We start from the raw sequence: 21,188 nt of genomic DNA, 5'->3' as shown, positions 1-21,188 counted from the left end.
GCCAATGAATGCTGAAATAACTGTTCCCCGGAGAGAAAAAATATTTTCCTCTCTGAATGATAAAGAAGCAATAATTCTTTTTGCTGCTGAAGAAGCACAATTAGAGAAATTCAAGCAGGATAATGACTTTCTCTATCTAACCGGGTTAGAGATACCTGAGGCAATTTATTTTGCTTATAACAACCGGAATTTTGTTACGGAAATGCTTTTTATTCAACGCAGCGATCCGGAAAAAGCAATTTGGACCGGCACAAGAATGAGCCGTGAAGAAGCCGCTAAGATTAGCGGTTTGGATTTGGTCAAAATTCACTATCTGGATGAGTTTTTTGAAATACTATCCGCATATTGCCCTATAATTTCTAAAATCTGGGCTAATATTGGCATCCAGGAATTGGATAAACCACCTTCAAGACAGCTTTTCAAGCTCTCCCCCATCCGCAAACGCTATCCTAATATTATAATGGAATCCATAGAAACACTTATTACTCCTTTCCGCAAAGTGAAAGAAGAATGGGAATTGCAACAGCTGCAACGGGCTATTGACATTACCGGAAAAGCAATTATGGATGTTTTGGAAAAAGCGGAACCGGCAATGATGGAATATGAACTGGAAGCAATTATGTTTTACCGTTTGCAACGAATGGGAGTTAAGCAATGGGGTTTTGCTCCTATAGTTGGTAGCGGAATCAATGCTGCCACTTTACATTACGAAAAAAACGAATGTCAAATAGAGAATGGTGAGGTGGTTTTAATGGATGTTGGCGCTTCCTATTTAAATTATAGTGCTGATATTACTCGCTGTTTTCCCGTCAGCGGAACCTTCAGTGAACGCCAGAAACAGGTTTATAGTGTTGTTTTGGAAGTGCAGAAAAAGATTATTGAGATGATTAAACCGGGAATTGAGCTTGCCACCCTGAATAGAACGGCTCGCAATTTATTAGCTAAGGGGGCTGTTGAACTTGGTCTGATTACCAATGAAGATGAAATAACGAAATATTATATGCACAGCATCAGTCACTTTTTGGGAATGGACACTCACGATGTTGGAGGTCGTAATTCTATCCTGGAAATTGGCAATGTAATAACGGTGGAGCCGGGACTTTATATTCCGGAAGAGAAATTGGGTGTTCGCATTGAAGATGATGTTTTAGTTACAGAGACAGGTTTTTGCGTGCTTTCGCAGAATATTCCCAAAGAGATTTCCGAAATTGAAGAAATCCGCCAAAGAGCTATGGGTAAATAATGTCTAAGGCAATTTACCCTGGAACTTTTGATCCTCTCACTCTGGGTCATCTGAATATTTTGGAGAAGGCCTGTCAGATATTTGATGAAGTTATATTAGCTGTAGCTGATTATACCGGAAAAGAAACCCTGTTCACTTTAGAGGAAAGATATGAACTTTGCCAAAAAGCGACGGAACATATCCCCAATGTGAAAGTAAGCACTTTCCAAGGTTTATTCGTAGAATATGCCAAAAGCCAGAATTGCCGAATTATGATTAGAGGAATGAGAGCGGTTTCGGATTTTGAATATGAACTCTCCTTAGCGATTACAAACAAGAAACTCAATCCTGAAATTGAGACCATTTTCCTGGTTCCTTCTTTAAAATATATGTATCTTTCTTCTTCAATGATCCGCCAATTGGCTGCTTTAAACGGACCTTTGGAAGATTATGTTCCTGCCTGCGTTGCGGACGCAATGCGAAAAAAGTATTTGAGCTAACGAAATGGCAAAACAAAGCGAAGCGGAAAAACTGAATAAAGCCAAAACAGAAAGAGCTCTACCTGCTGATATCAATGCCGAAGCAGCTTTGCTTTCCGCAATGCTTATAGATAGTGAGGTAGTTAGCAAAGGCATAGAAAAAATAAAGGAAGAATACTTTTACCGCAATGTGCATAAACTAATCTTTCGCACAATGCAAGAACTCTTCTTTGAAGGGATTGAGATAGATCAATTAACTTTAATTAACCGCCTGGAAAGAAATAACCTGTTGGAAAAAGTAGGGGGCATTCCTTACATTAACGAAATTGCCGATTTTGTGGTCTCTTCCGCTAATTTTGATTACCATCTTAATATTGTAACAGATCAGGCGTTACTACGACATTTAATTTTAGCAGCCAATGGAATTATTGAAAACTGTTACACCGCGGCAAAACCGGTTAAATCAATTGTAGATGAAGCAGAGCAGGCAATTTTCGCCATCGCTGAATTACCCAGTCATCAGGGTTTTGTGCGTTTTGATCAAATCAGCCAGGAAGTTCTGGATAATATAGATAAAATTGCCTCTACTAAAGTTCCTGTTACCGGCGTGAGCAGTGGTTTTACCGATTTAGACCGTTTTACAGGTGGTTTCAGACCAGGACAATTTATCATCATAGCTGCCCGTCCGGCAATGGGAAAGACCTCTCTGGCTTTAAATATTGCTGCTAATGCTGCCGTAAATCTGAATAAGAAAGTTGCTGTTTTTTCTATGGAAATGGCTGCAGACGAAGTAATTATGCGAATGTTCAGTTCCGCCTCCGAAGTAAAAATGGATGGAATGTTACGGGGCTATGGAATGAACGAAGAAAAGCTGATTCGGATTATGCAGGCATCGGAAGTTCTTTCTTCCAAGCACATTTACATTGATGACTCGGGAACAAACACTCCTTTGGATATTAGAGCCAAAACAAGACGCCTGGCTGCTGAAATCGGTGGATTAGACCTAATTATGATTGACTATTTACAATTGATGACGCTAACCCGCGAAAAAGATAACCGCCAACAGGAAATTTCCGAAATCTCCAGAGCATTAAAAATCTTAGCCAAAGATATGAAAATTCCGGTGATAGCTCTTTCTCAGCTAAATCGGGCTGCTGAGAACAGAGAAGATAAAAAACCCAAACTGGCAGACCTGAGAGAATCCGGTGCCATTGAACAAGATGCAGACCTGGTAATGTTTATCTATCGGGATGAATATTATTTCCCGGAAACCACGCAAAAAACGGGTATCGCGGAAATTATTATCAGTAAAAACAGACACGGAGCTACAGGCAATCTGGAATTGGGATTTGAAAAGGAATTCACTCTTTTCCGTCCCCTTGAAACAAAATATGAGCAGTAACGGTGTTGACGAAGGACATCGTTCCTCCGCAATAAAAACAGCGAAACCTAAAAGAGCTCTTTCTGCACAAATAACTAAGGAACCCTTTCCTCTGCAAAACTCTCTTCTCCCTTGAAACGCAATATGAGCAGTAATCTTTTTTCCGGTATTGGGGAATACACCATCTTCGTAGGAAAGTGTTTAGCCAAAATACCCTCTCTGTTAAAACGCTATCAGGAATTTCTAATCCAATTTAAGCGGATTGGGTTTGATTCCCTATTTCTGATTTTTTTAACTGCTGCTTTTACGGGTCTTGTAACAGCATTACAGGCAGTTTATCAATCCAAGGGTTATGTCCCTGTAAATCTGCTCAGTGTGCTGATTGGCAAATCTACAATGATAGAATTGGCACCGGTTTTAACTGCTTTAGTTTTAACCGGAAAAGTTGGTGCATCCATCACTGCGGAAATAGGAACGATGCGTGTTAGCGAACAGATTGATGCCCTGGAAAGTATGAATATTGATCCTTATGAATTTCTTTATATGCCCAGAATGCTTGCAGGTATTTTTGCTTTTCCTTTAGTAACTGTTTTTGCCAATGCTGTGGGCATAATTTGTGCCTGGTATTTTTCCTGGCTTCGCTATGGAATTCATTATTATACATTCTTTAATAATATGCGCAGTTACTTTATCCCTTCCGATCTTTGGGGCGGGTTAGTTAAATCCCTGGTTTTCGGTTTTATTATTACCAGTTTCGGCTGTTATCATGGAGACCGCTGTATTGGAGGAGCCGAAGGAGTTGGCAAAGCCACAACATTAACTGTGGTCTATTCCTCGGTAGCCATTTTAGTGATGGATTTCATAGTTGCCTGGCTTCTTTTTGGAGCATATTAAATGAAGCTGTTCAGATACCTTGTTTTGCTTTTTGCAGTATTATTATTTTCCTGCGGCAAAGAAGTTGGCAAGCAAAACGGAAAAGTTTATAAAAACAAGTTAGTCGTTTTCGCCACCAATGAATTTCGCACTTCAGGATTGGAGCATTCCGTAGTCCCTGATTTCCAAACGAGAAATGACTGCCAATTGGACATAGTTCTATTCCCCAACGCCGCAGAATTGAGCAAAGCTATTAAAAATAGAGCCAATTACGGCAAATTTGATCTGGCAATTGGAATTGACAACAGTTTTGCCCAATCCGAAACTCTGGCAATTCACTTTGTCCCTGCAGAAACAATAGATGCCGACCTGTTAACAAAAGAAACTATTTTTGACCCCACTTTACGCCTAATTCCTTATGCTTATTGCAATCTCGGTCTTGTTTATAATTCTTCTATCATCCAAAAGCCACCTCAATCCTTTGGCGAATTGCAAGATGCCAAATACCTGTCTCAAATAGCCGTCTGTGATCCCCAAATTTCCAGTTTAGGACTTTCCACCCTGTTTTGGAGTATAGCTCTTTTTGGCAATGCGGGCTATGAACACCTGTGGAAGAGTTTACGCAAAAACATCTACAAAACCTATTCCACTCCCAACGAAATGCTGGAAGCGCTAAAAAGAGGAGAATGTTCTTTGATGATTGGTTATAATACCACTCCTGCTTTTTTACAGGAACTTGATCCTGCAAACCGCAATTTCCAGGTCTCTATGCTGAAAGAGGGAAGCTATCAATATGTGGAGGCAATTGGAATTCATCGCGGCACAAAGAAATCGGCTTTATGCAATAAGTTTGTGAAGCACTTTCTTGCTCCCGAAACGCAAAAAATGGTAATCTACAAATCAGGAATGTTTCCTGCAAACCGTAAAACGCTTTTACCAATGCATTTTTCCGCTCTTCCCTTAACTATTTACAGCGTTAATGACCGCCTAACCGAAACTACTATTCAAGAGAATATTAATAACTGGCTGGATTTTTGGAGACGGCTTTTCGGATACCAGATTGCTAAAAAAGGCGAAGGAACAGAGTTCTCCGATACGCGAGCTAAAAAATGTTTCATATAGTATTGTTTGAACCTGAAATACCACAAAATACAGGAAATATAGGCCGTCTTTGCGTTGGCACCGATGCCACTTTGCATTTAATAAAACCAATCCGTTTTCTGCTAAACGATAAATCTCTTAAACGCGCAGGATTGGATTACTGGCAAGACCTCAAACTGGAAGTGCATAACAGTATTGAGGAAATATATGCCGCGTTTCCTGCCGAAAGGATATTTCTGGCAAGCACAAAAGTAACTACCTGTTATTGGAATGTAAATTACGAAAAGGACGATGTTTTTGTTTTCGGTCCTGAATCCAGGGGCTTGCCGATAGAGCTGTTAAACAAATTTCCCGAACAGGGAATTCGCATTCCTATGAGCAGCAAAATTCGCAGTATCAATTTGGCTAATTCTGTTGCTATTATTATTTATGAAGCACTCAGGCAAATCAGCTAAACTTTAAACACCTTCATCCAGGTAAATATTTAATTCTTCTGTTCCCGGGACAACAAATCTGCCATCTCTAATAATATCAAATTTTTCGCCTTCTTTAGTAACCGCAGTTATGGAAGCCAGCATTTCGTAGGGTAAAGTGATATCTATATGTTTTTGCAGATAGGCATTAACGGGGTCTTCCTTACGGGTAATGGATTTTTCGTTATCCACTGCAATCATCTCTTTCCCATTTACAAAACTGGGATGGGGGCTATCTTCCTCATTGCTGTAACAGGTATCGCCAATGGCAAAATGAGGTCCCATTTTTTCAATAATCAAAATTGGCAGTAAAGCCAGAATATCATATTTTTTTGCCATCTGATATGCCAAAGTGTTTGTTCCTATTGCAAATTCACCAATGGGCAAGGACTTATGAGGCAATAACAGGTTTTCATAAATATATTTTTCCCCCTCTTCCGGGTCTGCAAAATTGGTGCAGGAATAATCCTTCACCCATCCATCGGCAAAGTGAATCTTCAAATTAAAATAGCGTAAAGAATTAAGATATATATCAGCCACATGCAATGTTCCGTTTGTGCCTTTCAACACGGGGGAAGTGAAGACCTCGCCAACCGGGATATTAACATCCGCCACACAATTCTCAAAGTTGGTTTCCTTATCCGGATTTTGCAAAGTATGCAGTTGCACATTAATATCAGTATCGTTTCCCGGTTTGCCTTTCACATTTACATAATCAGCTTTATCCAGCACATCAATTATCTTCTGTTGAATTTCGGCATAATGCATACTATCTAAAAGGTTAATTTTTAAGGTAGCGGCAAAAATTTCCGGGAATTGTTCTCCAATTTCCGGTGACGGGAAGGCAATAATGCAAAAGCTGGCTTGATCGCGTTTATAGTATTGATAATAGGTTCGCGTATTTCTGGATATCATTTTCCGGGAAAGATCCTGCTGTTCTTTACTAAGAGTTAAAACACTGTTTTTAACAATCGGAGAGAAAGGTGTTTCGCCAAAAAGTTCTATATAAACGGGTCCCGCATCATTTTTCAGCTCTTCCTGCAGTTCCATAACTACTTCAGCATATACCTCTATAGCCATATCGGCAAAATCTGTATCTAAAATAAGGGCATTATCAAAACGGTGATCATAGCTAAACTGCTTGTTCTGATATATTTTGTAGGGAACATTGAATTGACCTTTGATACCTATTTTTTCCAGTTCATTATAAACAAGGCGACCCAAAAGTTCCATTCCGCAAGGAACAATTATAGCAGCTGTCTTTTTTTGCCGGTAATCTTTTTGTCCCCGAGTGAAACCATCAATCCAGCATTGAACAATATAGCGGGCAATATCCATCAGTTCTTGTTCCGGATAGGAATTTAGAAATTGAGCCATTTTTATGCTGGCATCGGAAATAAACATTCCATAGCGGTATAGATAACGCAAGTCCTTCAGGTTGGAATTCAGAATAAGATCATAATTGATGTTTGCCTCGGGATAGAAATTTTGATAAAATTTGTAATAGAGCTTTGTTTTATAATTCTCCAGAAACAATTTTCGGTAGTCCTGAATCCAATCCTTAACCTCAATAATTCCGTTAACTGCCTTGTTATATAACGCATAAAAGAGGCGCAAATTTTCTTCCAGCTGCAGGTAGTTTCTGTTTGCCTGCAATGCAAACATATTCATAAACTGGTAATAGACGGAGGCAATAAATCTACCCTTTTCTTCACCGTATTGTTTAACTGCGTAATCAGGATTTCCCAGGCAGTTATCATAATTTGCCAAAGCGGCATAGTATTCATTGTGCCAGGAAGAAAGATGCTCTAAGGGGATTGTTTTCAATTGAGGGTCATCTTCCAGAAATGTAGCGAATTCCTCGCTTTGCAAACATATTTTTTGCAATTCCTGAAAAAAAGCAGCATCCGGCATATCCTGCTTAATTTCCATTATTTCAAGGCGTTGAATGAGTTCTTGATATGGCTCTTTACAAGCAAGGATGCGCACTTTAACATCGTTGAAAGTTGCTTTCATTTTAGTATCCTTTTTAATCTATATTTCGGGAAATGAAACTTTATACCCGTTTCGGAAATTTATCTTTTTTTTCGGCAGAGGATTGTGTCAAGCATAATCCTGGGTTTCAGGTTTAATAATGGCTGGTAAATCCTGCGAAAACATAAATCTACACAAACTAAAGTTGAATAGCCGTATTCTCATATCAAAATCTATGTTCCTTAGTCCTGTCTTTAACGACTCTTTAACGATTCTTTAACGATACCTTAGCCCCGTTAAGGAATCGTTAAGGAATCGTTACTACTGCATAAAATAAACAAGCAAGCAAAAGAAAGATAGTTTTCTCTTACGATTCTACAAAAGCTATCCGGTAAACTGCAAGCTTATCTTGGAACACTCTTGCTACTATTCTTTAACTAAACAGCAAATTTCAAGAGCAGGAGTTAAAACAAAAACAGTTTCCTTCTTATATTATCACTTCCCTTTACAGGATTTTTCTGATATAGGTTTGAAAGCTTAATTGATAGCCGGTAACAGAAAGCAGAGAAGAACTTTCCTGCAAAAGCCACTCTTCTTCCGAAAAAACGGGAAAATAGGTATCACCTTCAAATTCGGAATGAATAAGGGTTATCAGCATTTTATCCGCCAGAGGCAGAAATTGTTTGAATACACTGGCACCGCCAATAATATAGGTTTCTCGGCTCCCGATGATTGTTAATGCCTCCTCCAAACTATGAACTGCCGTTGCACCTTGAGGTTGAAAAGAAACATCACTGGTTAAAACAATATTCTCTCTTCCAGGTAAAGGTTTTCTTAGCGAAAACCAGGTTTTTTTCCCCATCAGAATAGGATGACCCATCGTTAAAGTTTTAAATCTGATAAGGTCTTCAGGAATTTTCCAGGGCATTTTTCCGTTCTTGCCAATCAGCCGATTCAAGTCGTAAGCGGCAATAATTATGATACTCAGAATCTGCCTACCTCAAAGAAGGTATCAATTTGAGGAATGCCTGCTTTTTGTGCCTCTGCCAAAGTTCCGTTGAAAAGCATTTTACCCTGCTCCAGAAAGATAATTTTATCGGCAATTCTATGGATAGAAGCTAATTCGTGAGTAACAACCACAATAGTCATTTTCAACTGTTTTTTCAAGCTTAAGATTAGTTCATCCAACGAGGCGGAAGTTAACGGGTCAAGCCCTGCCGAGGGCTCATCACAAAAAAGAATTTGCGGGTCAAGAGCCATAGCTCTGGCTAAGGCAGCCCTTTTTTTCATCCCCCCGGAAAGTTCAGAAGGAAATTTATATAGCGCTTCACTGAGGTTTACCAGATTCAATTTTACTTTAATTATTCTATCAATCAGCGACCGGGGAAGTTTGGTATGCAATTCCAGCGGAATACTGATATTTTCATAAATGGAAAGAGAATTGAGCAAAGCACCGCTTTGAAAAAGCATTCCTATTCTCCGTAAAATATTAGCCATCTGGATATCATCCAAATCCAAAACCTCTTCTCCCCAAAATTTCACACTTCCCGCAACCGGTTCTACAAGGCGTAAAATATTCTTTATAAGCGTTGTTTTCCCGCAACCACTACCCCCCAAAATAACAGTTATTTCTCCTGGAAAGATATCTGCATTGATATTATCCAGCACTGTCAAATCGCCATATTGGGCAGTTAAATTCCTGATAGAGATAACGGGTTCCATAATTTATAGATAGAGTAAGCTGAAAATGGCATCCCAGATGATTACGGCAAAAATGGAGGCAACTACGGAAGAAGTTGTTGCTTTGCCAACTCCCTCTGCCCCACCTTTAACTTGAAAACCGCAATAGGCACCAATCACTACAATCGTCCAAGCAAAAATAATGCTTTTGCCAAAACTGGTTACGATATCCTTCATAGTTAAAACATCTATGGAACGCTGGACAAAAGTGTAAATACTTAAATCCAGGTAATTTATGGCAATAATTCCGCCTCCAATCTCGGAAACCAAAATGGAAAACATAACCAGTATAGGCATTACCACAGTGATGGCAAGAAATTTGGGAACAACAACATAGCGGACTGGAGATAAAGCCATTATCTTTAAGGCGTCAATTTCTTCCGTAACTTGCATTGTAGCAATTTCTGAAGCAATGGCTGAACCGCTTCTACCGGCAACAATTATAGCCGTAATTAAAGGTGCAATTTCACGCACCATAGAAAATGCCATCAGGTCTGCTATAAATACATTGGCTCCAAAATTAGCCAACTGCACAGATGCCTGTAAAGATAATATAAAGCCCACGATAAATGAAAGCAAAGATAAAATCGGCAATGCCTGTGAACCTAAAAGCGAACATTGAATTGTAAAAGAGCCCTTCCGTTGACCTTTCCTGCTAAAAATTCCTATCAGCGCCCAATAAAAAACTTCGGAGGCAAGTAACATTACATCATAGAAATTATGATATGCAACAACAACTGCATCCCCTATCTGCTCAAAAAAGCCCATTTTCCTTTCCGGGGCAGGCACTTTTACTTTAAGAGAAGAAAAGGTCTCCATTACTTCTTGAATTTCTTCGCTGGCTCCTTGATACAGTAATAATCCTTGGGCTGCCAAACGAATATTTATTTCATCCAGAAAAGCAACCCCGGCACTATCCAAAACAGTAACTCCACTTAGGTCAATCGTATTGGGATTTTGATGTTTCAGCAGCGAATTGACCTCCTCTAACAAAGAGGGAATTGTAGCTGCATTTAAGCTTCCCTCCAGGTAAAGTGTGTTATTAGCTATTTTGCAGGGCATCAATCCTCTTAATAAAACAGCGATAAACGCAAGAAGGTAGTATAATCGTAAACAGTCCAGGGCTTTTTGGTTTCATCATAAGAAATATTAAATTTCACATCCACAGAAATATTGCGGAATAAACGGAAATTTATTCTATTCTCGTTTTCCAAACTGTATGAATGATCCGGAACGCCCATCCGGAAAAGAACATCCAAAGTGGAATTGATGCTGATAAACTTCAGTAAATTCAAAGCCGATAGAATAATGGTGGATTCAATACCTTTGGAGCTACCGTTCGGTTCTTCTTTATATTTTTCAAATTCATAGTCAACTCCATCTAAAGAACCTGCTACCGGTTTATCAAACACATAGCTGTTTTTGTTATAGTCCTGTAACCAACCGTAGCCAACGCGTAAACTCGTTTGCGCATTAGGACTGAAATTTATTTGATAGGTTAAACCCGTTCCTTCTTTTATGCGCAAAGGATAGAAAGCAATCTTTGTTTTCAAATCGGATTGATTGAGGCGAACTGAAACTGTATCCCCTTCTGCATTTTGCAGGATAACATTCTTAGTATCGGGAAAAATGGTGGTTTCATCAAATAAATGCGTATTCAAATTCATCCTTCCGTATAAAGCGAAGTTCTTAAAAAAGTTACTTTTCTTTATCGGATAAAATAAAAGAACGCTTTTTAAAGAATAATCATCGGGACTGAAAACTAAATCCTGATTGGAAGTAAGATTTAAGCCAATGTCATAGATACTGCGAGTGGTAAATTGAAAGGGCTTAAGCAAATCGTGAGTATCAATACTGTTATCAAATTGCCCGGTAAGAGATGCACTGGTAGTAGGTTTATTCTTATCTACATTATTATTGGAAGTGAGGGAAATATTGCTATGAATAGCGCCGCGGTGAATTCGTTTAGAACCCAAACCTATATCTTCATCTGCAAAAACGCCGGCTCCGATTAAAACATTACCTTCAGCAGCAGGGTCAACAATCATTGAAAGGGTCTTTTTCTCTCCTTCCATCAAGGTTACCGTGGCAAAATCTTTCAAGTCACTCCAGGAACCGCCGCCCAATTTTACTAAATAGGAACCGGGGGGTAAAATCCAAAGTTTATCTACAGCTCCAATTTCGTCTTCTCCCATACTGAACATTCCCCCGCTGTAAATTTTATACCCTTCTTCATCTATATTCTTTTTCCACAAATCATATCCCATTCTAACCCGGGCTTTAGATTCATCCATAACAACTATTCGCAGTTCACCCCAATTGGGTTTTACAACTGTGCGTTGCCGGGGTAAAATTTGCACACTGGTAATTAAATCTCCCATCTCACCAATAATAACTCTATAATGTCCCGGTTTTAATAAAGCCGGAACCCCCATCACTAATTCATCGGTGGAAATTACGGTGTTTAACGAATCCAATTCTTCAATAGAATAACGAATTTGCTCCTCCGTTTGCGTTTTAGTAATCACCATCAGTTCTCCGAAATCGTTATAATTCTCCATAGCGACCATTTCTTCATAAACATAGCGACCTATTGAAGAAGTTGATGTTGCCAGAGATTTTCCCTCCACCGGTAAACCGCTGAAATAGAGATTACATTTTGCCGTAAAGAGATCCGTTTCTTCCATCAGCATTTCGTTAAATGCCTGCACCAGATAAATCATTGAGGGATCAATCAGTTCCATTGAACGCTCACCTTTGTGAGTAAAAACTATCTTTTCGGAAGTGGAATCCCGCAATACAAATTCCATTTTTAAATACGCTCTCGGTTCCGTTCCCTCAATCTTTTCTATATTATACACAGTGGTCTCCAGAAAATATTGAGGATTCTTTTCCCATTGCTTACCTCGGGAAACGGTTCCAAATACATTATAAGAGCTCAAACGCTGAACAATCAAATTGGGAATGGCATCCCGTAAACGCATTGCCCAAACATCCGTTTGCAGAAATCTAACATTATAGAAGTTTTCCTTCACTACAATTTGATTACGGTCGTAAGTTCGCGGCAGAACCGTATCCAGCACTTCCAGATTTTTTCCGGTATTCGTAGTTCGGCGTAATTCCGGTTTTTCTGTTTTCGGTTGATATTCCAAAACATAGTAGTTTACAGGTGTTCTTTCCACTTTTTGCAAACAGCCCGTTAGCATCAATAGCAAAGCAAGATAACCCCAAAGATGAACTGATTTCTTTATCTTAAACATTTCTAACTCCTAATTTCCGCGTAGTAAAATAGAAGGTGTATCTGCTATCTGACGAGAAAATTCATTCAGGTTTTCACTCGTTTCCGTTAAGGTACTTAAAATTTCCAGCAGGTCACCCTGTCCCCGGGTTACTACTCTGTTCAAATTAGAAACCAGAGTGCCGGTTTTTTGGATTGTAGTAGAGAGTTCGGTAATCATTCCTTTCAAATCGGTTTTGGAAAGTTCGCCGCTAAGTTTTCCCAGGTTGGTCATTAAACTGTCAAAACCGGGAGCATAAAGAATGGTATTAACCTGATTTAGTGCCTGATTGATATTATTGCTGATAGTTAAAATCTCACGGGTGGTTTGCAGCACCATTTGATCGCTGTGTTCGCCAACCGTGGAAACCTGCAGATTAGCTTCGCGGATTAAAGCTGAACCATCATTTGTCAATTGCGTTAAGCTGGTATCCAGTTTGTTAGTTAAATCCTCCAGCTGTTGATTTACATTATTGGTAACGCTAATTAAGCTTGCCTGTGAGGTTTCAGAAACATTTTGCATATTACTGGTAGCGCTGCTGGTGATAGCATCAAGGTTTTTCGTAAGATTTTCGGTAACAGTATTAAGGTCTTTACTTAGCTCCTCTGTTAAATCAGCAGTATTATTGGCAATCCGACTAATGCTTTGCATAGTAGTTGCCAGGTTTTCATGGGTGTCTTGTAAAATTAAACTGGTTTGAGCAAGTATCGTAGCAATATTCTTTCTGTTATCTTCTCCGGTTATAGCATTTAGATTGGCTGCAATCATATCTATTTTATCTACGATGGATTTAGCCCGTTCGCTGATATCTTCCAGCATTGTCGTTCCGGGCTTAATATAACTTTTGGGCTTAAGTAATTTGGCTTCATTTGTGCCACCTCTGATTTCCACATTTTTAAGCCCGGTTATTCCTGATAACTGTAACACTGCTTCAGTATCTTCTTTTATAGGAGTTCCCCTATCCACACTGATGGTAATAATTATCTTGGAAACATCCTTGGGGTTAATTTTCACTGCTTCTACTCTGCCAATTTTGATACCCCGATAATTGACTGAGCTGCCAACCTGTAAACCGCTAACAGAATAGTCCTCAAATTCAATATAATAAATATCCTTCTTCTCAACTAATCTGCTGCCGGCAACTACAGCTGCAAAGATAATGATTAATATTGCACCAATGGTTAAAAAAATCCCTAATCGTATTTTAGCTGCTTTGGAAACCATCTTTATCCTCCTGCCCTGTCTTTTGCTTAGCTGCAACCGCATTCAAATCCACTTCTCCCGTAAGTAAACAATTCTGAACAAACACCGGGAAACTGGTTTTCAGGGTTACTTTCCCTTCACAGATAACATCCTCTCCAAAGCTTACATCACCATCAATCCTTAGTTCTTTGCAGCTATTCAAAGAAGGAATGCCTTTACTGAACCTTTTTTGCATATCTTCAATTTTCCCGTAATATTGCTCCTCCAGTTCTATCACAGGAGCTTTTGCTACCCCTCGTTTCAAAACAATCTGATACTGTTCGTTAAGCTCATAAACATCCGACCAGAGAGCTAACAGGTCAGTTGTCTTTTTCACGGGCACAAAACGCTCTCGGGAAACAACCAATGCCTTGGAATTGTTGAACAAACTGATGGCTGAGCCCATTGCAGTTTCCAATTGATAAACAGCTGTTCCTTCAACCATTTTCGGATTTACAATTAAGGGTAGCAGCATTAAACCCTCGTTGGAAATTATATGCCATTCCAAAGCTCTAAGGTCAATCCACAGATTATTGGTGTTAAAATATTTGTAATAATCAATATCCTGAAAAACAGGCAAATCCTTTTCAGGACATTGAGCAATCTCCCTTAAAAGCAGCTGTCCGGATTTATCTTCACAAAGGTGACCGCCTTTTTTATCCATCGGACTTCGCAAACACACTTCCATTAAAAAAGGTATTCTGTTATCTTCCATATATGCTGGAATTGAAGTATCTACAATAGCCCCCAAATTATCGGCATTGGAAACAAAGGCATAACTGTAACCCTGGGCAATCATTTTACCCAAATATTCCCCTATCGCAGTATAAATATCTCCATGCCCCGGTGGATTCCACATCAATTTCTTATCCTTGTTTTCGTAGGGCAGCAAGTTATCCTGACGAATGCGGGGAAATTTATTCTGTAAAAAGGAAAGAGGTAAATCCTGCTTACCTAAATCAGGATATTTTTCCAGGTATTTTAAAGTATCTTCATCCGTATTATAGCTATTCATAAAAAGCAATAAAATATCATATCCGGAAATTGACCTTAAAGTTAATACCTGACGCGCAATAATATCCAGAAAATTAAGATTATTCTTCACCGGCAACAGCGATTTTGCTTTAGAAAGACCCATGCTCGTTCCCAAACCACCATTAAGCTTAATAACTGCAATATGTTTCAACAGCGAGTTTCGGGAATAGTGCCTTATCTTATCATAATCTATCAAATTCTTTTCCGCTGGAGGATTTATCTCTTCTTCACCAATCAGCCCTTTTTCACCTTGGGCAAGTAAATTATAATATGCCTCAAAAGTGCGTATAACTTCTTCCTTTATGCCTTCCTGTTTCATCAATCGGATAAAGGGAGTATTCATTTTTATGCTCCAAACTCCTTTTTTACCAAGTGCTCAATCATTTCTTCGTCAACCTTTTCTGCCAGGGTTATAATGCCTTCGTCACTGTGTTTTTCGTTCCAGGCAGTTCCGGTTTTTACAGCACCTTCATTTTGAGCCCAAGCTCTGCGTGCAATTCCCCCCATAACATCCCAGGAAAGACCATTTTTAATAACTTCATCCATTCTTTCGCTACCATCTAAAACAATTCCATTACCGCCATTAATACAACGGCTTACTCCAACTCCGCCTCCATTGGAAAGAACAACTATAGTCATTCCTCTGGCAATATTTCCGGCAAAACAATGGGTAGCCATTTCTGCCATCAAATTTGAGCCGTCATAAATATTGGCTGTTTCGCGGAAAGGAGAATCCGTTCCGGAAACATCGTGATGGTCTCTACCCAGCATAACAGGACCAATTTCACCTTTGCGAATCATTTCGTTGAACTTCAGTCCCAGTTTTATTCTGCTTTCTTCATCAGCATACAGAATCCTGGCTTTAGTTCCTACAACCAGTTTATTCTCTTCAGCGGTAGAAATCCAATAGTAATTATCTCTATCCATAGCACTGCGATTTTGGTCTATTAAAGAGATAGCAGCAAGGTCTGTTTTGTGCAGGTCTTCATCTTTGCGGGAAAGACAAATCCACCTGAAAGGTCCGTAACCGTAATCAAAACAAATAGGACCCATAATATCTTCCACATAGGAGGGCCAAATAAAGCCGTCATTGGTATTATTTCCGTTGCGGGAGATTTCTGTTATTCCTGCATCAAATATACTTGCCATAAAGCTGTTGCCATAATCCCAAAATTTAGAGCCCTTTTCCGTTAAGCTCTTCAGCACATTAAAATGTCTGCGCAGGGAGAAATCTACTTTTTGCTTGAATAATTCAATATCTTCTGCCAGAAGTTTACGCCCTTCTTCATAACTAATTCCTACGGGGGTATAACCACCTTCGTAAACTACATGACACGAGGTTTGGTCCGAAAGCAATTCCACTTTGATGTTATTTTTATCTATATATTCCAGCAGGTCAACAATATTACCGTAATAAGCAATAGAGAGCGGTTTTTTGCTTTGTCGGGCTTCATCTACCCACTTAAAGACCTCTTCCAAATTGCTGGAGACCTTGCTAACCCAGCCCTGACTGTATCTGGTTTCTATTCTGCTTTTATCCACTTCGGCAATAATGCCAATGCCACCGGCAATTTCTATTGCTTTGCTTTGAGCGCCGCTCATTCCACCCAAACCTGAAGAAACATAAAGCACACCTGCCAGATTTTTATCTTCCGGAATACCCAAATATTTTCTGCCTGCATTCAGCAAAGTGATATAAGTTCCGTTTACAATGCCCTGAGGACCTATATACATCCATCCCCCGGCAGTCATTTGACCGTAATTTGCCACCCCTAATGCCGTCAGGCGTTTAAATTCTACCGGGTTATCCCATTTCCCAACCATTAATCCATTGGTAGATATAACTCTGGGAGCTTCAGGACGCGAAGGAAAAAGCCCTAAGGGATGCCCTGAAGCAACAACCAGGGTTTGATTTTCTGTCATTATTTCCAAGTATTGTTTAATTAGCCGATATTGCATCCAATTCTGACAGACCTGTCCTGATTCACCATAAGTAACAAGTTCATAAGGATATAAAGCAACATCAAAATCCAAATTGTTATCTATCATCACTTGAATGGCTCTGGCTGGAGTAATGCCTTTATATTCATCAATCGGTTTGCCGTAAATATGACCCTGCGGACGATAGCGATAGCCATAAATTCTACCTCTGGTTTTCAGTTCCTGTAAAAATTCCGGTGCCAGAACGCTATGTAATTCTTCAGGAATATAGCGCAGGGCATTTTTTAAAGCCAAGGCAATATCATTGTTGCTTAAATCCAATCCTCTATCTGGGGCTCTCCGAATTTTAGGTTCAAAAGTTGGCTCAGGAGGTAGCTCCAAAGGTAAATGAGCTTCAAATTTTATATCCGCCATTTCTTTTCGCTCCTTTATTTTGTTTTATTTAACATAATATTTAAGATGGTGCTGTCGGCATCCTGCATTCCCCTGGCTACAAAATAAGCCAAATTATCAATTGTCCCTTCAATACTTTCAGTAATAATACCGTCATTGGAAGAAACGCAAATTCCTGCTTTTGCCAAAAGAGCAGCTTGCACGGCAGCGCTTGTGGTTGTGGCAACTTTTAAGGAACAACCTTCTTTGGCACCGTCACAAACCATTCCTGCTGTATCCGCAATCATATTTTTGATGGCATATTCAATTTGAGAATAATTGCCTTTTAAGAGCATAACTATGCCACTTGCAGCTCCTGCTGAAGCAGAAAGGCATCCGCAAATACAGGAAAGAATACCTATTTTTTGTTTAATATGCACACTCACCAAATGCCCTAAAGCTAAAGCTCTGATTAGTTCTTCTTTGTTACTGCCAAGTTTTTCGGCAACTGCAATAATGGGTAAAGTAATAGCCAAACCTTGATTTCCGCTTCCGGAATTACTGATTACAGGTAAGTTGCAACCACTCATTCTGGCATCAGTTGCCGCCGCCGTAAGAGCCATAGCATAATGATGAATATCATCGCCCAAAAGACCACTTTTTATTTGCTCCATAATCATCTTGCCTACATTTATGCCGGAATTGTTAGATAAACCAAAATCCGCTATTTTGCGGTTAACCTTCATTCCCAAATCAATCTTTTCCAAATTGCTAATATCCGTATTGATACAAAAATCGTAATAATCCTTCACAGTATAAGCAGTGCAGGAAATTAAGCCAAGCGCATTTTCAGCTTCCAGTTCCTGGTGCCGTAAAATCTTTTTATCCTTTTCCAAATGATACAGCCAGTTATGCCGCCACCGTAAAATTGCCTTGCTTTCAGATTTTGGGGTTTTTATTACCGCTTCAATCCAAACCTTTTCTTCGGTCTCCAGCATTTTGGTTTGGATTCTTTTTTCTGCCAGCATCTGCTGTGCTTTATCAATGGTCTCTGCATCCAAATCTGACAAAACCTCCAATTCCTTCTCCGGTTTGGCAACTAATATACCTAACGCAAAAGCAATCTCCAAACCCAGTAAATTGGTATTGGGAATGCCTACGCCCATACCGTTTTTCAGAATATTGGGGCTTACAATTAAATTGGCAGAGATGATTTTCCCCTCCATCACACTTGCAGCATAAGCTCCGGCTAAAGCAACGGCAGCTGGTTCTGTGCATCCAACTGCAGGAGCTACTTCTTGCTTTAGCAACGCCAAGATGTTTTCTTTATCCTTCATCACCTGTCCTACTATCAATTTTAGCTTTTTTACTATTCTTTATTTTGGATTTAATCCGTCAAGCAAAAAAGGAAAGAGGATTTGTTGCACGCAGATTTGATTTTAGAAACAAGGATTTTAGGAACAAGGATTTCAGAAACAAGGATTTAAGGATTTAAGGATTTAGAGGATTGTCAGAGAAGTTCAAAGTGCAGGAGTTCAAAGTGCGGGAGTTCAAAGTGCAGGAGTTCTTAGTGCGGAAGTTCAAAGTTCGGAAGTTCTTAGTGCGGAAGTTCAAAGTGCGGAAGTTCAAAGTGCGGAAGTTCTTAGTGCAGGAGTTCAAAGTTCGGGAGTTCAAAGTTCGGGAGTTCAGAGTTTCTTTCTTATTTTTAGTCCACTATTTTCAGGACGCCTCACTCCATTCTCCATTCTCAATTCTCCATTCTCCATTCTCCATTTAATCTCTTTTCTCTCTTTCTCTCTTTGTAAAAAAAAATCTATTTCGCTTGATACATTCTCCATTCTCAATTCTCAATTCTCAATTCTCCATTTTTCATTATCACTCTTCACCTTTCACCGTTCACCCTTCACCCTTCACCCTTCACCCTTCACCGTTCACTGTCTTGTTGAATTAGCATAACAATACACACATCCATTCTGGCAGGTATTGTATTTACCGATATCTTTGCTTTTGATGCAGCCGCAAAATTTGCGTTGTCCTTTATCTTTCAATTTTTCATAGCTATATGAAGATACATTGTTCCCAAAAGTTAAAAAATCGGTCTGGCAAGAGGGTTTATAGCCCAGGAAGTTCATTAATTCTTTATCTGATGAAAAGAGCTCAATAATCAGGCGGTCATCAATGCAGCGATTATGTTCAATTCCATATTGGTGCAGGTCTATTTTTTCAGCGCAGGTAGCAATTTTCAAATTCCATTTCTGGTTCAGTTGCATCAATTCCCTGGCAAAATAGTGCATTGTAGTAATATCTATTTCCTGAATTTTATCGGGTAAAGCGCTAAGATTGCGTTTCACTTTTTTGTAGATTTCTATGTCTATAAAGCTGATAACTAATCTATTCGTATAGGGAAAAAGCTGGTCACCGATTTTTTCTATGCGTTTTAGCAGTTCATCGGGATGCAGCTTATCACTTGTAATAAGAGGGTCAAAACGCCAGATAACTTTTTGCTTGCCAATAAGTTCTGAAAGTTTCATAAAGGTCTCCAGGCGTTGCTTCAAAGCTGGCAGATTTTTTTCCCAGTTTTCCTGTTCATAGTCATTTACGGTAAATTGAAAATAGTAATGGTAGCTCTTTTCATCAAAGTAAGATAGCTTTTTCAGCATTGGGAAAGGATTTTTGCTCCAGAACACAAAAAGTCGGGTTTTGGCAAAGAAAACATCCTGAACCTTTCTATTAAAAGGATTTTGCCATTTTAAGCATCCTTCCTCCACCCGGGAAATTAACCAGTCCGAATAAAAAGCGGGTATATCTGTGGCTCGCGAAGCAGAAATGATTACCGGTTCCATATTGTCTTCTTTTTTGCCTCCAAAATATTATCTCACTTTGATATTGATTCCAGCTTAGAGATAATAACATTTCAGACAAGGAAAATATTAGCTGGTGGTTATCACTATCCCATATTTTTTCTATAACACGCCGATATGACTCCCGTATCGTTCTCGTATTGCGATATGGGAACGATACGGGAATCTCATTCGCCGCAAATCGCCAAAAAATAGGAATTGGTAAACAACTATCTTGGGCTGTAAAAAGAATAAAGTTGCCAGATGGTATTTTATAAGAGTTCTTGTTTTAACTCACAATTTTGGCCTGGGATCGTTTTGACTCTAAACCGATTCTTCTGTGGTTGCAACAAAATGCAGAGGTAACAGGAAATTTTGTTCGTTGACTTCAACTTTCAAAGCTGTGAGCGTTTTGACTCTAAACCGATTCTTCTGTGGTTGCAACAAAATGCAGAAGTAACAGAATATTTATCTTTTGTCCGATACTGTCAAAGCTGTGAGCGTTTTGACTCTAAACCGATTCTTCTGTGGTTGCAACGAAATGCCGAGGTAACAGGAAATTTATTTATTGTCCGATACTGCCAAAGCTGAAGCTCGGTTTAGAGTTAAAACAAAAATTCGTCGCGAAGTAACAATTTCTGAACAATTCCAACTCAACCCTGCAAATTTAAAAAACATTTTCTTTTACGATTGCGGAATTTGAGGGGTTGGTGAAATTCGTTTGCCAGTGTGCAGGATTCTTGTTTGTTTTGACTCTAAACCGATTCTTCTGTGGTTGCAACGAAATGCAGAGGTAACAGAATATTTATCTTTTGTCCGATACTGTCAAAGCTGAAGCTCGGTTTAGAGTTAAAACAAAAATTCACTGCGCAGTCGCTATTTCTGAACAATTCCAACTCAACCCTGCAAATGTGAAAAAGGAAATCCTTTACTATTGTGGAATTTGAGGGGTTGGTGAAATTCGGTTGCCAGTGCGCAGGATTCTTGTTTTAACTCACAATTTTGAAATGAAGAAACCAGAATATACTCGGTTGCCAGTGTTTGCAATTTGTGAGTTGTGGTTTCAGTGATGGCTGTGGCAAAATTGTAAGTCAAAACAAGCTGTTTGTTTTGACTCTAAACCGATTCTTCTGTGGTTGCAACAAAATGCAGAGGTAACAGAATATTTATCTTTTGTTAGACACTGTCAAAGCTGAAGCTCGGTTTAGAGTTAAAACAAAAATTCGTCGCGAAGTCA

General features: G+C 39.3%; 16 protein-coding genes and 1 pseudogene. 6 read left to right on the top strand and 11 right to left on the bottom strand.

Annotated features, from left to right (window positions below; genetic code table 11):
- Nucleotides 1-4 precede the first annotated feature (4 nt).
- The 6 genes and pseudogenes from PLE33_07575 (at nucleotide 5) to PLE33_07550 (ending at nucleotide 5,511) form a co-directional block, all read left to right on the top strand.
- Nucleotides 5-1,243 (top strand): Xaa-Pro aminopeptidase, encoded by a 1,239-nt coding sequence (locus tag PLE33_07575; GenBank protein ID HPS61108.1) that lies wholly within the window; start codon nucleotides 5-7, stop codon nucleotides 1,241-1,243.
- On the top strand, nucleotides 1,243-1,722 hold the full coding sequence (coaD, locus tag PLE33_07570; GenBank protein HPS61107.1) for a pantetheine-phosphate adenylyltransferase: 480 nt from the start codon (nucleotides 1,243-1,245) through the stop codon (nucleotides 1,720-1,722). Before PLE33_07575 ends, coaD begins: the two co-directional genes overlap by 1 nt.
- Before the next feature lie 4 nt (nucleotides 1,723-1,726).
- Complete coding sequence (gene dnaB / locus PLE33_07565; GenBank protein HPS61106.1) at nucleotides 1,727-3,103, top strand: replicative DNA helicase; 1,377 nt, start codon at nucleotides 1,727-1,729, stop codon at nucleotides 3,101-3,103.
- A 99-nt stretch (nucleotides 3,104-3,202) separates the two neighbouring features.
- Nucleotides 3,203-3,976: pseudogene (locus tag PLE33_07560) on the top strand (ABC transporter permease).
- Nucleotides 3,977-5,077 carry a thiamine ABC transporter substrate-binding protein gene (locus tag PLE33_07555; protein HPS61105.1) on the top strand — a complete coding sequence of 367 codons (1,101 nt, stop codon included), beginning with the start codon at nucleotides 3,977-3,979 and terminating at the stop codon, nucleotides 5,075-5,077.
- Entirely contained in the window at nucleotides 5,065-5,511 is a 447-nt protein-coding gene (locus tag PLE33_07550) for a tRNA (cytidine(34)-2'-O)-methyltransferase (protein ID HPS61104.1), read from the top strand. Before PLE33_07555 ends, PLE33_07550 begins: the two co-directional genes overlap by 13 nt.
- Nucleotides 5,512-5,514: 3 nt before the next feature.
- On the opposite strand, the gene PLE33_07545 is transcribed toward PLE33_07550, so the two are convergent.
- From PLE33_07545 to PLE33_07495, 11 genes are all read right to left on the bottom strand, one after another.
- Nucleotides 5,515-7,545: an aminopeptidase gene (locus PLE33_07545; GenBank protein HPS61103.1), complete on the bottom strand. Its 2,031-nt coding sequence runs from the start codon at nucleotides 7,543-7,545 to the stop codon at nucleotides 5,515-5,517.
- Between the two features lie 463 nt (nucleotides 7,546-8,008).
- Nucleotides 8,009-8,476: a dihydrofolate reductase gene (locus PLE33_07540; GenBank protein ID HPS61102.1), complete on the bottom strand. Its 468-nt coding sequence runs from the start codon at nucleotides 8,474-8,476 to the stop codon at nucleotides 8,009-8,011.
- A gap of 11 nt (nucleotides 8,477-8,487) precedes the next feature.
- Entirely contained in the window at nucleotides 8,488-9,225 is a 738-nt protein-coding gene (locus tag PLE33_07535) for an ATP-binding cassette domain-containing protein (protein HPS61101.1), read from the bottom strand.
- A 3-nt stretch (nucleotides 9,226-9,228) separates the two neighbouring features.
- Entirely contained in the window at nucleotides 9,229-10,305 is a 1,077-nt protein-coding gene (locus PLE33_07530) for an MlaE family lipid ABC transporter permease subunit (GenBank protein ID HPS61100.1), read from the bottom strand.
- Nucleotides 10,306-10,313: 8 nt separating this feature from the next.
- Nucleotides 10,314-12,503: an ABC-type transport auxiliary lipoprotein family protein gene (locus PLE33_07525; protein HPS61099.1), complete on the bottom strand. Its 2,190-nt coding sequence runs from the start codon at nucleotides 12,501-12,503 to the stop codon at nucleotides 10,314-10,316.
- Nucleotides 12,504-12,512: 9 nt separating this feature from the next.
- Nucleotides 12,513-13,745 carry an MlaD family protein gene (locus PLE33_07520; protein ID HPS61098.1) on the bottom strand — a complete coding sequence of 411 codons (1,233 nt, stop codon included), beginning with the start codon at nucleotides 13,743-13,745 and terminating at the stop codon, nucleotides 12,513-12,515.
- A complete protein-coding gene (locus tag PLE33_07515) occupies nucleotides 13,726-15,141 on the bottom strand; it encodes a UTP--glucose-1-phosphate uridylyltransferase (protein HPS61097.1) in 1,416 nt (471 codons plus the stop codon). The genes PLE33_07520 and PLE33_07515 overlap by 20 nt, the downstream gene beginning before the upstream one ends.
- A gap of 2 nt (nucleotides 15,142-15,143) precedes the next feature.
- Nucleotides 15,144-17,153 (bottom strand): urocanate hydratase, encoded by a 2,010-nt coding sequence (locus PLE33_07510; protein HPS61096.1) that lies wholly within the window; start codon nucleotides 17,151-17,153, stop codon nucleotides 15,144-15,146.
- A 14-nt stretch (nucleotides 17,154-17,167) separates the two neighbouring features.
- Nucleotides 17,168-18,448, bottom strand: coding sequence for an L-serine ammonia-lyase, iron-sulfur-dependent, subunit alpha (locus tag PLE33_07505; protein ID HPS61095.1), 1,281 nt, complete (start codon nucleotides 18,446-18,448; stop codon nucleotides 17,168-17,170).
- Between the two features lie 348 nt (nucleotides 18,449-18,796).
- Nucleotides 18,797-18,949, bottom strand: coding sequence for a hypothetical protein (locus PLE33_07500; GenBank protein HPS61094.1), 153 nt, complete (start codon nucleotides 18,947-18,949; stop codon nucleotides 18,797-18,799).
- Between the two features lie 93 nt (nucleotides 18,950-19,042).
- Entirely contained in the window at nucleotides 19,043-19,954 is a 912-nt protein-coding gene (locus PLE33_07495; protein ID HPS61093.1) for a DUF1848 domain-containing protein, read from the bottom strand.
- Nucleotides 19,955-21,188: the final 1,234 nt, after the last annotated feature.

Origin of the sequence: Candidatus Cloacimonas sp. (assembly GCA_035403355.1) — a bacterium.
Lineage (GTDB): Bacteria > Cloacimonadota > Cloacimonadia > Cloacimonadales > Cloacimonadaceae > Cloacimonas.
Note: the sequence above shows the minus strand (reverse complement) of the source record. Positions and strands in the feature narration are given on the sequence as shown.

Coding starts and splice junctions, on each gene's coding strand:
- PLE33_07500 (HPS61094.1), bottom strand. CDS start 18,949: ATGGAGAATGTATCAAGCGAAATAGATTTTTTTTTACAAAGAGAGAAA.
- PLE33_07505 (HPS61095.1), bottom strand. CDS start 18,448: ATGAAGGATAAAGAAAACATCTTGGCGTTGCTAAAGCAAGAAGTAGCT.
- PLE33_07535 (HPS61101.1), bottom strand. CDS start 9,225: ATGGAACCCGTTATCTCTATCAGGAATTTAACTGCCCAATATGGCGAT.
- coaD (HPS61107.1), top strand. CDS start 1,243: ATGTCTAAGGCAATTTACCCTGGAACTTTTGATCCTCTCACTCTGGGT.
- PLE33_07495 (HPS61093.1), bottom strand. CDS start 19,954: ATGGAACCGGTAATCATTTCTGCTTCGCGAGCCACAGATATACCCGCT.
- PLE33_07555 (HPS61105.1), top strand. CDS start 3,977: ATGAAGCTGTTCAGATACCTTGTTTTGCTTTTTGCAGTATTATTATTT.
- PLE33_07545 (HPS61103.1), bottom strand. CDS start 7,545: ATGAAAGCAACTTTCAACGATGTTAAAGTGCGCATCCTTGCTTGTAAA.
- PLE33_07525 (HPS61099.1), bottom strand. CDS start 12,503: ATGTTTAAGATAAAGAAATCAGTTCATCTTTGGGGTTATCTTGCTTTG.
- PLE33_07550 (HPS61104.1), top strand. CDS start 5,065: ATGTTTCATATAGTATTGTTTGAACCTGAAATACCACAAAATACAGGA.
- PLE33_07520 (HPS61098.1), bottom strand. CDS start 13,745: ATGGTTTCCAAAGCAGCTAAAATACGATTAGGGATTTTTTTAACCATT.
- PLE33_07530 (HPS61100.1), bottom strand. CDS start 10,305: ATGCCCTGCAAAATAGCTAATAACACACTTTACCTGGAGGGAAGCTTA.
- PLE33_07575 (HPS61108.1), top strand. CDS start 5: ATGAATGCTGAAATAACTGTTCCCCGGAGAGAAAAAATATTTTCCTCT.
- PLE33_07515 (HPS61097.1), bottom strand. CDS start 15,141: ATGAATACTCCCTTTATCCGATTGATGAAACAGGAAGGCATAAAGGAA.
- dnaB (HPS61106.1), top strand. CDS start 1,727: ATGGCAAAACAAAGCGAAGCGGAAAAACTGAATAAAGCCAAAACAGAA.
- PLE33_07510 (HPS61096.1), bottom strand. CDS start 17,153: ATGGCGGATATAAAATTTGAAGCTCATTTACCTTTGGAGCTACCTCCT.